The sequence below is a fragment of the Halorubrum sp. 2020YC2 genome (assembly GCF_018623055.1).
In the GTDB taxonomy this organism is placed as follows: Archaea; Halobacteriota; Halobacteria; order Halobacteriales; family Haloferacaceae; genus Halorubrum.
On record NZ_CP076019.1, the window covers coordinates 1,687,962 to 1,701,677 of the forward strand.

The following is a 13,716-nucleotide window of genomic DNA, read 5'->3' on the forward strand; positions in this document are numbered from 1 at the left end:
GCCCCAACGCCGCGACCGCAGCGGTCTCAGTACCCGGACAGCTCCCGCTGGCCGGCCTCCCGGCGCTCGGCGGGCGGGACGTTCGTCGCGACGATCTCGTCGACCGCGTCCCGGTTGTCGCCGTCGCTGTTGATCGCGCGGGTCGCGTCCTCGCGGTCGACGCGGAACCCCGCCTCGTCGTACGCGTCGTACATCACGCCGCTGTTCGAGAGCACGACCCACACCCCGGCCTCGTCCAGTTCGCCGGCGACGTCGAGCAGGCGGCGCTGGTCCTCGCGGTCGAACCCCGAGGCGCTGTACTCGTTGAACTTCGCGGTCGCGCTCATCGGCTCGTACGGCGGGTCGAAGTAGACCAGATCGCCCGGCTCCGCGGCGTCGAGGACGTACGCGAAGTCGCCGTTACGGAGCTCGGCGTCGTCGAGCAGGTCGCTCGCGAGCCGGATCCGGTCGCGCTGGACCCAGTCGGGGTCGGCGTACCGACCGATCGGGACGTTGAACCCGCCGTCGGCGTTCTCGCGGTAGAGTCCGTTGTAGCAGGTGCGGTTGAGGTAGAGGAGGAGCGCGGCCTCCTCCAGCGGGTCGAACGCCCCCTCGTACGGGCGGCGGTTGAACCGCGCGCGCTGCTGGTAGTAGTAGGCGTCCACATCGCGGCCGCGCGCGGTCTCCTCGGCGTGCGGGAGGGCCGGGTCCGGGTCGCTCTCGGGGTCGTCGAACGCCGCGAGGCGGTCGATCAGCTCCTTGGGCCGGTCGCGGACCTGCTCGTAGAAGTTCACGAGCCGGGGGTTCGCGTCGTTGACCGTCGCGTCGGCGGGCTCTAAGTCGAAGAAGACGGCGCCGCCGCCGAGGAACGGCTCGTGGTACCGGCCGAACTCGGCCGGAAACCGAGCGTACAGCTCGTCGAGCAGCTGCCGCTTCCCGCCGGCCCACTTCAGGATCGGCTCGGCCATCCGTCGGGTGTCGCCCGCGCCCGGGGATAAACGTCCCGGGCCGCGTCCGCCGCGCCCGTCCACTCGTCTCTCGGGTCGCGCGGTCGACCGCTCAGTCGTCGTCGGACTCCGGCAGCGGGAGGCCGTCGACGTGGTCGGCGGCCTCCTCGAAGTTCGGGCCGGGTTCGATGGTGCCGGCCTCCCGGTCCCACTCGATGTAGCCGGCCTCTTCGAGGGCCGGGAGGTGGGTTTCGCGGAGCTCGGCCGCTATCTCCTCGGCCCGTCCGCGAACGCGCAGATCCGCGACCGTCTCGACGGTCCCGTCCGCGAGACCGGCGACCACGCGCCTGCGCTCCGGCGCCGCGACGACCGCTGGATCGGTGGTGCGAGTGTCGATTGACATCGTGTGTCTATCCGTATCTACGGGAGGTATCGAACCGAAATAAAAGCACCGGCGAGCGCACGCGGACATCGGTCCGCGCCGCCGACCGAGCGCGGCGTCGAGGCGGGTCCCGCGAGCGGCGCGTTCGCCCTCGGAGAGCCCCGGACGCGGGGGCCGATCGATGCCGCGTTCGGCGTAAGTCACAGAAGTGTGAGAAGTATACCAACGAGTACCATGGTACAGTTTACACCTCATTAACAACCGTTTTAGAACTTCTAGCAGGATGGTGTGTGGTACCGATTCTCAGAACTTATTTGGAAAGTGAAAGGTTTTAGTCGCCGGAGTTCGTACGGAGTAGTATGAATCGAGACACCACCGCTACGGGGGCGCGGCGCCGACCCGTTGGCTCCGAATCGCCGCCCGCCGCCCGCTCGTCGCTGGGGACGCTCGCGTACCTGGCGCTCGTCGTCGTCCCGTTCGTCGCGCTCGCGTACCCCGTGCCGACCGTCGCGCTGCTGACCGGCACCGTCGCGCTCGCCGTCCTCTCGCGGTCCGTCCTGCGGACCCTTCGCCGGCGCAGCGGCCGCGTCCGGACGCTCACGCTCCCCGGACTGGGGACCGTCGAGTACCGCATCACGACGAACTGAACGCGCGAGCGACCGACCGCCGGTCGGAACGCCGCCGAGCCGCCCTCGAAGAAAAATCGCAGCCGCCGTGCGACCTGCCGTCCTTCTCAGACCCGATACGCGACGCGCTCGCCGACGTCGAGTCCGTTCGCCAGCGCGGCGTGGAGTCGCCCCTCGCCCGCGACCCAGTCACCGAGCAGGAATAACCCGGCGTCCCGCGCCGAGTCGACCGGGCCGCGGTCGACGCCCGCGTCGGGGTGCGCGTAGCGCCACCCCTGATGGTCGGTCCACGCGGGGTCGGCCAGCCGCTCGTCACCGACGATGTTGGCGGCGTGGTCGGCCAGCGCGGCGACGTTCTCGGCCGGGTCGTCGTCGTAGTGCGCGTCGGACCACGCGTCGCTCGCCTGAACGACGAGCAGCGTCTCGCCGTCGGGGACGTGGCCGGCCTTACACTCCTCGCGAGATATCCAGCCGACCGCGTGCTCCTTGTCCGTGTTGACGAGCGCGTAGTAGGGCACGTCGAGCGCGAACGGGTAGTGTAACACCGCGGTCCAGACGCTGCCGTACTCGACTCCGCCGACCGCCTCGACGAGCGTCTCGCGGAGCGGGTCGTCCCACTCGGCGGTCCGGAGCAGTTCGGCGGTCTGCGGGGCCGGCGGGTTCATGAGGAGGACGTCGAACGGGCCGTGCGTCTCGCCGTCGGCGTCGTCGAGTTCCCACTCACTGCCTGCCTCGACCCGCCGAACCGTCTCGACGCGGGTCCGGCGGTGGACGGTGGCGTCGGTGCGGCCGAACAGCCGCTTCGCTATCTGGGTGAGACCCCGGCGGTAGCTCCACTTGTGCTCGTCGGCGTCGCGGCCCGGCGACACCGCCTCGTCGGCCTCGAAGGTGTACACCGGCTCCGTCACGTCGACGAGCCCCTCGTCGTCGAGCGTCTCGGTGATCAGTTCGACGACGCGGTCCTCGTCGCTCTTCAGGTAGTTCGCCCCGTAGTCGTACGTCAGGTCTTCGTGGCGGCGGGTCGCGGCGCGCCCGCAGAGCCCGCCGGACTTCTCCAGCACGGTCACGTCCGCGTCGGGCACTGTCTCGCCGATGACGAACGCCGCCGCGGCCGCCCCCGCGCCCGCGCCGACGATGCCTACGTCTGTCACACCGATCCTTCGGGTCCGATCCACTTAATCGGTCGCGTCCGACGGAGTCGGCGGCGAAAGCGGCGCGGCGGACGGCGAAGAGCCGACGGACCGGACGGCGAAAGGGCGGAAGTGTGAGGTGCGAGGGGACGGTCACCCGTCGTCCGGGCCGACGACCATGACCGGGGCGTCGACGCCGCGCCGGACGCGGCCGGGGACCGGGTCGGGGTGCAGCAGCCGGTCGATCCCGGTTCGGCGGGCGGACCCGACCACCACGAGGTCGGCGTCGTGCGCGGCGGCGAAGTCGATCGCCTCCTGGTGCGGGGCGCCGTAGCGGAACCACTTCTCGACGTCGACGCCGGCCGCCGCGCCCGCCTCCGCGGCGGCCTCGACGACTTCCTCCCCGGTCCGCTCGCGGCGCTCGACGACTAAGTCCCAGCCCTCGGTGGTGTCGACGACGTACAGCGCGTCGACGGTCGCCCCGTGAGTCGCCGCGAGGCCGACGGCCGTCGACACCGCCGCCCGCCCGGCGGGGTCGTCGGTCGCGACGACCAGCACGCGCTCGAAGCGCCCCGCCCCGGCACCCGTCACGGCGGTGTCGGTACGGGACCTCCTCGCGGTTCCGTCGGTCCGGTCGATGGCGTCGATGTCGGTTGACATGAGTTTAGCTCTGAGCCGTCGATCTGACGACTCGTGTTTGAATATCGGTACGGACGGATCCATCTTAACAATTTTCGACAGGATAGACAATTATCATAATTTACTACGAGGTGCGACCGGTCGGCTGGCCCGGACGGCCCGTCTCGGGATCGCTCGGTGGCCACGGGAGGACCGCGGCGATCCGCGCGGAGCACCCCGAACCGCGGAACGACGTGAACTCCGGAGAACTCTGTTCGAAACATTCGCGGCGTAAATCCGACCGTCCGATCGGTCCTTCGTCGAAATTACCTGTAACAACCTATTACACTACTCGAAATCAAGTCGATTAGTATTTCACCGATCTGTATTATGAGCAACCTTTTGTAAACCAATAAAGCACTCAAACTCGTCGTCCAATGAGAAAATCGAACGAAACCTGAGAGATTCGTCGGAACGACGAGGGCGAACGAACGAGTCGGAGCCGACCGGCGTACGGTCCGTCACCGCGGACGGGGGGTGAACGTCGTGCTGCCAGTTGACCCGACGTACGCCGCGCTGGCGCTGTTGCCGCTCGCGCTGCTCCTCTTCACGCTCGTCGTGCTGCGCTGGCGGGCGCACGAGGCCGCGTCGGTCGGGATGTTCGCGGCGGCCGCGGTCGCGCTGACCGCGTACGGCATGCCCGCGGAGGCCCTCGCCGTCGCGAGCGGCAAGGGGGTGTGGGACGCGGTGTTCGTCCTCTACGTCATCCTCCCGGCGCTCGTCTTCTACCACGTGATCGACCGGGCCGACGGGTTCGAGGCGCTCCGCACTCGGATCACCGAGTTCACAGACAACGAGCTGTTCTTAGTGCTGGCGTTCGGCTGGGTGTTCGTCTCGTTCATGCAGTCGATATCCGGCTTCGGGACCCCCATCGTCGTGGTCGCGCCGCTGCTGCTCGCGCTCGGCGTGAAGCCGGTGTACTCGGTCGCCATCCCGCTCATCGGCCACGCGTGGGCGAACACCTTCGGCACGCTCGGCGTGGCGTGGCTGGCGCTGGTACAGGTCACGGAGATGCAAAGCGTCGCGGTCACGGCGCTCGCGCTCGCCGTCCTGCTGTGGATCCCCAACCTCGTCGCCGGGTTCTCGATCGCGTGGATCTACGGCCGGACGGAGGCGGTGCGGTACGCTGCCCCGATGATTCTGGTCATCTCGCTGATCCACGGCGGCGGCCAGCTGGCCGCGGTGACCGTCATCCCGCCGGAGTTCGCGAACTTCTTCGCGGCGACGGTCGGGCTGCTCGCGCTCGCGCCGCTCGCGGCGTGGGACCGGTACGCCAGCGCCACCGACGCGATCGGCGAGCGGCTCGTGATGGCCGAGGAGCGGAGCCCCGCGGCCGGCGCGGACGGCGACGGGACCGCGGTGGCCGACGGCGGCGCGGCGACGCCCGCCGACGCGGCCGAACACGACGACGACCTGATGGGCCTCCCGCTCGCGGCGCTGCCGTTCGCGGTACTCGCCGGGATCGCGTTCGTCACCGCGGTCGTGACCCCGCTCGGGGACGCGCTCGGGAGCCTCCAGGTCGGCTTGTCCTTCCCGGAGATATCGACGGGCCTCGGCGTCGTCACCGAGGCGACGGCGCCGTACTCGCCGTTCTCGCCGCTGTCGCACCCGGGAACGTTCCTGCTCGTCAGCGCGCTGGCCGCGTTCCTCGCGTACCGGCGCGGCGGCTACTACGAGAACGCCGCGACGCGTGCCGACGCCGACCGGTCCGGCTTCACGCGGGCGGTACTGGCGACCGCGATCCCGGCGTCGATCGCGGTCATCTCCTTCCTCGTGATGGCGAAGCTGATGGACCACAGCGGGCAGGTGCTCGTCCTCGCGGAGGGGGCCGCGAGCGTCGCGACGCCGAACACCTACGGGTTCCTCTCGCCGCTCATCGGCTCGCTTGGCGCGTTCATGACGTCGAGCAACACGGCGTCGAACATCCTGTTCGGCGGGCTCCAACAGCAGACGGCCGCCCAGCTCGGCGGCCTCTCGGAGGCGCTGATCCTCGGCGGCCAGAGCGCCGGCGGCGCCATCGGGAACGCGATATCGCCGGGGAACGTCATCCTCGGCACGACCGCCGCCGGGGTCGTCGGCCGCGAGGGCGACGTCCTCCGCGTGACGATCCCGTGGGTCGCCGCGGTCGGCGCGCTGGTCGGGCTCGCCATCGTCCTGTTGAACGCCGCCGGGCTGCTGGGGGTGGCCTGAGATGGGCGTCCTCGACCGGTTCGTCCTGGCGTTCGTCCTGATGGCGCTGTCGCTCCCGCTGATCAGCTACGGCGCGTCCGCCGGGGTCGCGGCGCTGTGGGTCGGCGGCCTCGCGATGCTGGCGGCCGGCGGCCTGATCCCGCCGGCGGTGCGCTACACCGCGGCGGACCCGGACGCGCTCTGAGGGTCCGCCACACCGGGGACCGATCCGGCCGCGAGTCGACGCGGTAAGTACGGCCCCAACGACGCGTTTTAATCGATCAGTCCGAACAGTGTCGGTACGAACGAGCGCGGCGCGACGGACCGCCCTCGGGACGCGGTCGGAGCACACGACATGACACCGAACACCACCACGCGGCCGACGGACGGAAACGATGGGTGAGGACAGCGACGAAGGCGGGAGCGCGGTCGACGAGGGCGAGGTCGGGGGCGGACCGGCCGACGGCCGCGACGGCGAGGCGGCCGGCGGCGTCGACTACGCGGCGCGGGCGGCCGAGGTCCTCGGCTTCTCGCGGTGGTGGCAGATCGCCGCCGCGGCCGGGATGATGGCCGCGGTGAGCCCGTACCAGTACGTCTGGTCGTCCATCGAACAGCCGCTCGCGGACAGCCTCGACATCGCGCTGCCGGCGCTGGGCGCGGTGTTCTCCTTCTACGTGGTGTTCCAGTCGCTCTCGCAGTTCCCCGCCGGTAAGTGGCGCGACAGCCGCGGGCCGGGCGCGCTCACGTTCCTCGCCGCGCTGCTGGCCGGCGGCGGGTACATCGGGCTGGCGTACGCGACGAGCCTCTGGCAGCTGTACCTGCTGTACTCGCTGGGCGCGGTCGGCGTCGGCATCGTCTACACCGTCGCGGTCAACACCGCGGTCAAGTGGTTCCCCGACCGGACGGGGCTGACGACCGGCGTCGGCACGATGGCGTTCGCGGCCGGGAGCGCCCTCGTCGTCCCGTACGTCCGCGCGAACGCGACCGTGTCGGCGTACAGCGACGTGCTCCGCAACGTCGGGCTCGGAATCTTGGTCGTGACGCTCGTCGGCTCGTTCCTCCTGCGAGACCCGCCGACGGACTGGCTGGATCGGCAGAACGGCGGCGACGACGGCGACGAGGCCGGCGACGAGGGACTCGCGGCGTCGATCCGCGGCCGCAACTACTCCACGCGGGAGATGCTCTCGACGTGGCAGTTCTGGCTCCTGTACGCGATGTTCATCGCGATGGCGAGCGCCGACCTGATCGTCATCGCGAACGTGGTCCGGTTCGCGGAGAACTTCGGGCTGGCGGCGCTCGTCGCGACGCTCTCCGCCACCCTCCTCCCCGTCGCCGCGGGCGTTTCGCGGCTGATCCTCGGCGAGGCGATAGACCGGTTCAGCCGCAAGCGCGTGATGGCCGGATCCTTCCTCCTCGCCGGGCTGTTCCGGATCGGGCTGGTGGGCGCCGGCGAGGCCGGAAACGGCGCCGTCTTCGTCGCGTTCGTCCTCGGCGCGATGTTCTTCTCCTCGCCGCTGTACGTCTTCTTCCCGTCGCTCCTGGCCGACTACTACGGCGCGGCCAACTCCTCCGGCAACTACGCGGTCCTGTACACCGCGAAGGTCGGCGGCGGCGTCTTCTCCGGCACCGTCGCCGGCTACCTCGTCGCCACGCTCGGGTGGACCCCGACATTCACGCTGGGCGGCGGACTCGCGCTCGCGGCCGGGCTGGCGGTGTTCGCTCTCCGGCCGCCGAGCGGGTCCGGACTGAAGACGGGGGGGCCGGCGGCCACGGACTGAGGGCGCGGCGGGTCACGGCGCGGTCCCGACCACGGCGTAGAACGGGTCCCCGCTTGGGCGCTCCGCGATCCGTTCCGAGGCCGGGAACCCGCCGGCCGCGAGGTACCGCTCGACGAGGTCGGCGCGCTCGTCCATCGAGGCGGCCCGCCACGCGCGGACCGCCTTGGTCGGGAACATCCGGTTCGAGAAGCTGACGACGGCCGTCCCGCCGGGCGCGAGGACCCGGGCGAACTCCGCGAAGACGGCTCCCGGGTACTGGAGGTACTGGACCGACAGCGCACAGCAGACGGCGTCGAAGGCGTCGTCGGCAAAGGGGAGCGACTGGTCCCGGTTCAGGTCGCTGACGACGTGCTCGTCGAGCCGGTCGTTGGCGGCCAGTTCCGCCTCGTTGAGTCCGTGGCCGACGACGCGTTCGTAGTCCGCGTCGGGCAGGTGCGAGACCCAGCTGCTCATCGCGTCGAGGACGCGGTCGCCGGGGTCGGTCACGGACGCGTACAGCGCGGTCAGCCTGTCGAGGAAGGCGTCGTCGGCGTGGGTGACGAACCGCGGCTCGTCGTAGAACGCCCCGTCGGGCCGGTCGTCCCGCTTGCGCCGGTCGCGGTTGGAAAGGACGGTCGTCACGGTACCGGAACACGGGGCGCGGGAAGTAAGAGGGCGTCGCCGGTGGCCCCCGAGCCGCGGTCCACCGGACGGCTTTTTGCGACGCGCGTTTTACCAATTGGTAATGAACAACGCCGCCAGGGCCGACAGCGGCCTCTTCCACGCGCCGCGGTCCGACGTCTTTCAGAACCAGGGGACGTTCCGCACTCGGTTCAATTTCCCGGGCCGGAACCTCCCGGACCGCGACGACCACGGGTACGGCCCGCTCTCGACGGTCGTCGAGTCGTTCATGGACCCCGGCACGCTGATCCGGATGCACCAGCACCGCGACGAGGAGATCGTCTCGTGGGTCCCCGCGGGCGTGATGCGCCACGACGACCGCGAGGGCAACGAACTCGTCACCGACTCCGAGCACCTCCTCGTGATGAACGCGGGCGCGGGGTTCTGGCACGCCGAGGAGACGCTCGCGGACGACCCGCCCCTCCGGATGCTCCAGATATTCGTCCGCCCGCAAGAGACCGGCTTGGAGCCCGGAATCCAGCACGGGCCGCTCCCGGACCCCGAGCCGAACGCGTGGCGTCGCGTGTTCGCGCCCGCGGGGTCCGACCACCCGTTCACCGTGCGCAACGCGGTCGACTGCTACGACGTCCGCCTCGACGCGGACGCAGGGGCGACGCTCCCCGAAATTGAGGGCCGCGACGCCTACGTGTACGTCTTCGAGGGGGACGCCGACGTCGACGGCGTCGCGCTCGACGAGACGGAGAGCGCCCTGTGGACCGGCGACGGCGCCCCGCCGACCGTGACCGCGGGCGACGAGGGCGCGACCGCCGTAGCGTTCCTCATCGACCCGGACGCGCCCGTGACGCGGCAGGGGACGATCGGGCGATAAGGGACGGCGGGACCGACTTCGGGAGTGTGCGAATCGCGGCTGCGGGAGCGATACGGTATTTAAATATTCGCGAGCGGCGGCGACAATCGCTTATAAAGAATGGTGCGGCGGCGCGTGCCTGCGAGCGGCCGCCCTCGGCGGCCGCGAGACAGCACGCGCGAGGGAGTCGGCGGTCCGGAGCGAAGCGGAGGACCGCCGACGAGGCTGGGGAGGCGTGAGGCTGCGGTGCTGTGCGGGGCGGGACTCAAAGGGGCAGCCGTGAGGCGGGCGCAGGCGACGTAAGGACCACAGGGAAGGAGCGAGCAGCGCGAGCGACCGACCGAGGACCGCAACGAGCGTGCGCCCGCCTCACGGCTGGGGCTTTGAAGATGTCCGCCATCGATCCGTCAGTAGCAGTTTATAAACAAGCGGTTGTGACTTCGGAGAGGTACCCCGTAGAGTCGCTGTTTGTTTATAAACGACCAACAGAGACGACCAATTCAACTTATAAATCCTCATCGAGTCGGAAAGGCTCAACTCCCGGCCCGACGAACCCCGAGCCATGCGCACCCCGCTCGCGGCCGCCGGACTCGTCGCGCTCGGCGTCCTCCTGATGGCGAACCCCCTGTTCCTCCCCGTCTCGGTCGGCGAGCCGAACCCCGCCTACACGCACACCGTTCAGCCGGTGACCGATGGGTCGGTCGCCGGCATCGAGTCGCCCGCGACCGGCGCGGGCAACGGGACCGACGGAGACAGCGGGTCCGACGGAGAAAACGACTCCAATGCCTCGGACGCGGTCGTCGCGTACGCCGACCTCGCCCCCGACGCCCGCGAGGCGTTCGACCGTGCCCGCGACGCGCCGGAGGGCGGGTTCGGCGTCGAGGACCCGGCCGAGCGCGTCGACTCGCTGCCGTACCCGACCGAGCCGACGCTCGGGGACGGACTGCTGATCGTCGAGTACGGCGGCGAGCGGTACGAGTTCTGGACTCGGACCGTCGAGCGCGAACCGGGCGCCGTCATCGCGCAGCGGGTCCTGCTCCAGCCGGCCGCGTTCCTCGGCGGGTTCCTCGCGGTCGTCGCCGGCGCCGCGGTCGGGCTTCGGGGACGCCTCGGCGGCCGCTAACCGGTCGGTCCCTCGCTACGACCGCGACCCGCCGTACCGCGCCGCACTGCGGCCGCGACCCGCCACGACCACAACTCGCCGCGACCGCGACCCGACTACTGCGGCGTCGGCTGGCCGACCGGCTCGGGCGCGTCGCCGGCCTCGATCGCCCGGCGTGTCGCCTCACCGATCTCGACGAGGTGACACAGGGGGTTGCCGGGGTAGACGACCGGGTTCTCCAGGAGGCCGATCAGGAGGCCGGTGAAGGGCGCCTCGACCGCGACGGCGTCCTGCTTGAACGGGTTGGTGATCGTCGCGATGCGCTCGCCCTCGCGGACGAGCGACCCGCTCTCGAAGTGGGTGTCGACGATGCCGCCGGAGTCGGCGCGCAGCCACGTCTTCTCGCCCGCGCCGGCGACGATGGTGCGCCAGCCGGGCCACCGCACCGTGTCGGTCTCCAGCAGGCCGTACTCCGCGAAGACGGATCGGACGCCGGCGAGCGCGTCGTCGATCAGCGGCCGCTGGAACCGGTGGGCCTCGCCCATCTCGATCGTGATCGTCGGGATGCCGTCGGCGGTCGCCTCGCCGCGGAGGGTTCCCCCCGGGCCGTCGCTGTCGATGACCACCTTGGAGCCGAACGCCAGCGCGAGCCGGTGGACGCCCTCGTCGGTCATGTCGGCCCGGACGTGGAGCATGTTCGTCCGCCCGCGGGTGGAGGTGTGGAAGTCGAGCCCGAAGTCGCAGGGCGCGATGAAGTTCTCGTAGATCTGGTGGGCCATCCGCTTCGAACTGGTCGACCCCCGTTTCCCGGGGAACGACCGGTTGAGGTCGCGGTCGTACACCGGGAGGTACCGCTGTTGGGCGAGGAAGCCGGGGACGTTGAGGACGGGGAGACAGACCAACGTGCCCGCGAGCGCCGAGAGGTCCCACTCGTGGGCGACCTCGCGGACGACCTCGATGCCGTTCAGTTCGTCGCCGTGGGCGGCCGCGGTGAGGAACGCGGTCGGCCCGTCGCGCTCGCCGTTGACGATGGTGACGGGGATCCGAACCGGGTCGCCGAGGTACGTCTCGCTGATGCCGTAGCGGATGTTCTGCGTCTCGCCGGGCGGCACCGCCCCGCCGTTGTACGTGAACGCCCGGTCGTCGCTCATGCCGGAGCGGAACACGGCGGCGGCTATATATATGGCGACCCGCGAGCGGGCCGCTCCCCCGACGCGTCTCCCCGTCCGCTCGGGGGCGAGACCGATCGGTCGAACTTTTAGGAACCCCCACGCAGGGACGCGTATGAGTTCGGACTCGGTTCGGGTGGGAGTGCTGTCGCTGCACAACAGCAAGGAGACGAAGGCGATCTGTAACGCGGTCGAGGACCTCGGCCACGAGCCGGTGTGGCTCCGCGAGGAGAACGCGGCGGTCAGCGTCGAGGACGGCGACGTGTCCGTCGAGCCCGCGGTCGACGTGATCGCGAACCGCCTCCTCTTGTCGAACACCGACCAGCCCGCGGAGCTACTGGGGCTGGCGGCGACGTTCGAGCGCATCCGGCCGATGCTGAACGAGCCGAACGCGGTGCTGGCGTCGATCCACAAGTTCGCCACGGCCGCGACGCTGGCGGACTGGAACATCCGCGTGCCCGACGCGCTGCTCGCGCTCTCGAACGACCGGCTCAACGAGGGCCGCGAGCGGTTCGGGGACGTGGGCGTGTACAAGACCGCGATCGGCACCCACGGCGGCGGGACGTGGAAGGTCGACCTCACGGAGCGGGTGAACCCGAAGGTCGGGAACCGGCAGGCGTTCCTCCAGCAGCTGATCGACCGCGACGACGAGAAGCACCGCGACCTGCGGGTGTACGTCGTGGGCGACGAGATAGTCGGGTCGATGTACCGCTACGCGCCCGAGGGCGACTGGCGGACCAACGTCGCGCTCGGCGGCGCGGTCGAGGACGCCACCGACGACATGCCGCAGGAGGCGGCCGACACCGCCCTCTACGCGGCCGAGGTGATGGGCCTCGACTACGCCGGCGTCGACCTCGTCGAGGGGTACGACGGCTGGTACGTCCTCGAAGTGAACCCCACCGCCGGCTTCAAGGGCCTCTTCGAGGCGACCGGCACCAGCCCGGCGCCCCACATCGCGAAGCTCGCGATCGAGACGGTCGGCGGCGAGGTGGACGACGAGGCGGTCGAGCGGGTCGCCGCGACCCTCGACGACTCGCGGCCCTCCTGCGCGCCGGCGCCGAAGCCGACCTCGACCGAGCAGCCCGACATCGGCTACATCGAGGAGGTCGTCGTCACCGGCACCTCCGGCTCCACGCAGGCGCTCGCGAAGTCGGACACGGGCGCGACCCGGACGAGCATCGACACCCAGCTGGCCGCCGAGATCGGGGCCGGCCCGATCAAGAGCATGACGCGCGTCAAGTCGGGCAGCGTGAAGGGGGGGAAGGCCCGCCCGGTCGTCGACCTCGTCATCGGCATCGGCGGCAACCAGCACACCGTCACCGCGAGCGTCGAGGACCGCGGCCACATGGAGTACCCGCTGCTGCTCGGCCGCGACATCCTCACCGACTACCGGGTCGACGTGCGCCGGCGCGCCGACACCGACGAGGCGGAGCGCGACGAGGCGGGCGAGATCTTAGAAGAGGAGGAGTGACGCCGGCGGATCGCTCTCGAATCGAACGCCGGAGCCGTCTCAAGAAGTTATAAGACCGAGGGTGTCAATGGCACGGCACATGGTGAAGAGCACGGTTCGGTTCCCCGAGTCGGTCGTCGAGGAGATCGAATCGCTCGTCGACGAGGGGCAGTTCGAGAGCAAGTCGGAGTTCTACCGCTTCTCGGCCGACTACGTGCTCTCCCGGACGCTGGACGAGTACGACCCGGAGACGATCGACTACGAGTCGATCGAGGCCGAGGTGATCCCGCAGACCGATCGGGAACTCGGCACCGACGGCGACGCGGAGGGGCCGCCGTTCTTCGAGTCCGTCGCGTTCGTGCGGAAGCTCGCGCTCCGCGGGAAGTTCAGCGACGCCGAGGACTTCATCGACCACCAGTATGTCCCCGGCGACCGCCACGCGGTCCTCCTCGAGGAGATCCTCCGGCTGTACCGCGAGGACACACCGAGCGACGGGCGGCCGCCGGCGCCCGAGCGCGAGCAGGAGCCGCCGACCCGGAGCCGATAGCCCGGTCGGCGCCGCGTGCGCATGAACGTCGTCACGCTCGAACGGACCCGGACCTGTATCCGGTGTCACGAGCGGTTCACCGAACCCTCCGGAACGGTCACGCGGATCTGTGACGACTGTCCGGGCCGCAGGCTCGGGGCGGCCGCCGGCTCGGCGGGCGAGAGCGTCGTGGGACGCGCCCGCGAACGGACGTGTATCCGCTGTGAGGAGTCGTTCCTCGAACTGCCGGGCGAGGTCTCGCGGCTCTGTCGGTCGTGCGACCCGGACCACGTCGTCCTCGACTGACGCCGA

At 70.4% G+C, this 13,716-nt stretch carries 15 protein-coding genes; 9 read left to right on the top strand and 6 right to left on the bottom strand.

Translation table 11 applies throughout. The features are described from left to right. Positions 1 to 26: 26 nt before the first annotated feature. The gene (locus KI388_RS08355; RefSeq protein WP_215086215.1) at positions 27 to 947 is read right to left on the bottom strand and encodes a Dam family site-specific DNA-(adenine-N6)-methyltransferase; all 921 of its coding nucleotides are present in this window, start codon (positions 945 to 947) and stop codon (positions 27 to 29) included. Positions 948 to 1,038: 91 nt separating this feature from the next. Next, entirely contained in the window at positions 1,039 to 1,329 is a 291-nt protein-coding gene (locus tag KI388_RS08360) for a hypothetical protein (RefSeq protein ID WP_215086216.1), read from the bottom strand. A 338-nt stretch (positions 1,330 to 1,667) separates the two neighbouring features. On the opposite strand from KI388_RS08360, the gene KI388_RS08365 reads away from it, so the two are divergent. After that, positions 1,668 to 1,955 (top strand): hypothetical protein, encoded by a 288-nt coding sequence (locus tag KI388_RS08365; protein ID WP_215086217.1) that lies wholly within the window; start codon positions 1,668 to 1,670, stop codon positions 1,953 to 1,955. 86 nt (positions 1,956 to 2,041) lie between these two features. Here KI388_RS08365 and KI388_RS08370 read toward each other — a convergent pair whose 3' ends face one another. Further along, on the bottom strand, positions 2,042 to 3,085 hold the full coding sequence (locus KI388_RS08370) for an FAD-dependent oxidoreductase (RefSeq protein ID WP_215086218.1): 1,044 nt from the start codon (positions 3,083 to 3,085) through the stop codon (positions 2,042 to 2,044). A 132-nt stretch (positions 3,086 to 3,217) separates the two neighbouring features. Continuing rightward, on the bottom strand, positions 3,218 to 3,724 hold the full coding sequence (locus tag KI388_RS08375; protein WP_215086219.1) for a universal stress protein: 507 nt from the start codon (positions 3,722 to 3,724) through the stop codon (positions 3,218 to 3,220). Positions 3,725 to 4,228: 504 nt separating this feature from the next. On the opposite strand from KI388_RS08375, the gene KI388_RS08380 reads away from it, so the two are divergent. The 3 genes from KI388_RS08380 to KI388_RS08390 all read left to right on the top strand — a co-directional run bounded on the left by KI388_RS08380 (position 4,229) and on the right by KI388_RS08390 (position 7,689). Continuing rightward, positions 4,229 to 5,932, top strand: a complete 1,704-nt coding sequence (locus KI388_RS08380) for an L-lactate permease (RefSeq protein WP_251133130.1) — start codon at positions 4,229 to 4,231, stop codon at positions 5,930 to 5,932. Between the two features lies 1 nt (position 5,933). Then, positions 5,934 to 6,116 (top strand): hypothetical protein, encoded by a 183-nt coding sequence (locus KI388_RS08385; RefSeq protein WP_215086221.1) that lies wholly within the window; start codon positions 5,934 to 5,936, stop codon positions 6,114 to 6,116. Between the two features lie 190 nt (positions 6,117 to 6,306). After that, positions 6,307 to 7,689 carry an OFA family MFS transporter gene (locus KI388_RS08390; RefSeq protein WP_215086222.1) on the top strand — a complete coding sequence of 461 codons (1,383 nt, stop codon included), beginning with the start codon at positions 6,307 to 6,309 and terminating at the stop codon, positions 7,687 to 7,689. Positions 7,690 to 7,701: 12 nt separating this feature from the next. Here KI388_RS08390 and KI388_RS08395 read toward each other — a convergent pair whose 3' ends face one another. Next, complete coding sequence (locus KI388_RS08395) at positions 7,702 to 8,310, bottom strand: class I SAM-dependent methyltransferase (protein ID WP_215086223.1); 609 nt, start codon at positions 8,308 to 8,310, stop codon at positions 7,702 to 7,704. Positions 8,311 to 8,413: 103 nt separating this feature from the next. Here KI388_RS08395 and KI388_RS08400 point away from each other — a divergent pair, with 103 nt between their 5' ends. Then, entirely contained in the window at positions 8,414 to 9,178 is a 765-nt protein-coding gene (locus KI388_RS08400; protein ID WP_215086224.1) for a pirin family protein, read from the top strand. Positions 9,179 to 9,719: 541 nt separating this feature from the next. Continuing rightward, positions 9,720 to 10,280, top strand: a complete 561-nt coding sequence (locus tag KI388_RS08405) for a hypothetical protein (protein WP_215086225.1) — start codon at positions 9,720 to 9,722, stop codon at positions 10,278 to 10,280. A 95-nt stretch (positions 10,281 to 10,375) separates the two neighbouring features. On the opposite strand, the gene KI388_RS08410 is transcribed toward KI388_RS08405, so the two are convergent. Beyond that, positions 10,376 to 11,410 carry a succinylglutamate desuccinylase/aspartoacylase family protein gene (locus KI388_RS08410; protein WP_215086226.1) on the bottom strand — a complete coding sequence of 345 codons (1,035 nt, stop codon included), beginning with the start codon at positions 11,408 to 11,410 and terminating at the stop codon, positions 10,376 to 10,378. A 133-nt stretch (positions 11,411 to 11,543) separates the two neighbouring features. Between KI388_RS08410 and KI388_RS08415 the strand changes: the two genes are divergently transcribed. The 3 genes from KI388_RS08415 to KI388_RS08425 all read left to right on the top strand — a co-directional run bounded on the left by KI388_RS08415 (position 11,544) and on the right by KI388_RS08425 (position 13,710). Then, positions 11,544 to 12,899 (top strand): RimK/LysX family protein, encoded by a 1,356-nt coding sequence (locus KI388_RS08415; protein WP_215086227.1) that lies wholly within the window; start codon positions 11,544 to 11,546, stop codon positions 12,897 to 12,899. Positions 12,900 to 12,978: 79 nt separating this feature from the next. Next, on the top strand, positions 12,979 to 13,425 hold the full coding sequence (locus KI388_RS08420; protein ID WP_215086228.1) for a hypothetical protein: 447 nt from the start codon (positions 12,979 to 12,981) through the stop codon (positions 13,423 to 13,425). Between the two features lie 21 nt (positions 13,426 to 13,446). Next, complete coding sequence (locus KI388_RS08425; protein WP_215086229.1) at positions 13,447 to 13,710, top strand: hypothetical protein; 264 nt, start codon at positions 13,447 to 13,449, stop codon at positions 13,708 to 13,710. Positions 13,711 to 13,716 lie beyond the last annotated feature (6 nt).

Coding starts and splice junctions, on each gene's coding strand:
- KI388_RS08400 (WP_215086224.1), top strand. CDS start 8,414: ATGAACAACGCCGCCAGGGCCGACAGCGGCCTCTTCCACGCGCCGCGG.
- KI388_RS08415 (WP_215086227.1), top strand. CDS start 11,544: ATGAGTTCGGACTCGGTTCGGGTGGGAGTGCTGTCGCTGCACAACAGC.
- KI388_RS08390 (WP_215086222.1), top strand. CDS start 6,307: ATGGGTGAGGACAGCGACGAAGGCGGGAGCGCGGTCGACGAGGGCGAG.
- KI388_RS08360 (WP_215086216.1), bottom strand. CDS start 1,329: ATGTCAATCGACACTCGCACCACCGATCCAGCGGTCGTCGCGGCGCCG.
- KI388_RS08420 (WP_215086228.1), top strand. CDS start 12,979: ATGGTGAAGAGCACGGTTCGGTTCCCCGAGTCGGTCGTCGAGGAGATC.
- KI388_RS08355 (WP_215086215.1), bottom strand. CDS start 947: ATGGCCGAGCCGATCCTGAAGTGGGCCGGCGGGAAGCGGCAGCTGCTC.
- KI388_RS08365 (WP_215086217.1), top strand. CDS start 1,668: ATGAATCGAGACACCACCGCTACGGGGGCGCGGCGCCGACCCGTTGGC.
- KI388_RS08410 (WP_215086226.1), bottom strand. CDS start 11,410: ATGAGCGACGACCGGGCGTTCACGTACAACGGCGGGGCGGTGCCGCCC.
- KI388_RS08375 (WP_215086219.1), bottom strand. CDS start 3,724: ATGTCAACCGACATCGACGCCATCGACCGGACCGACGGAACCGCGAGG.
- KI388_RS08405 (WP_215086225.1), top strand. CDS start 9,720: ATGCGCACCCCGCTCGCGGCCGCCGGACTCGTCGCGCTCGGCGTCCTC.
- KI388_RS08385 (WP_215086221.1), top strand. CDS start 5,934: ATGGGCGTCCTCGACCGGTTCGTCCTGGCGTTCGTCCTGATGGCGCTG.
- KI388_RS08425 (WP_215086229.1), top strand. CDS start 13,447: ATGAACGTCGTCACGCTCGAACGGACCCGGACCTGTATCCGGTGTCAC.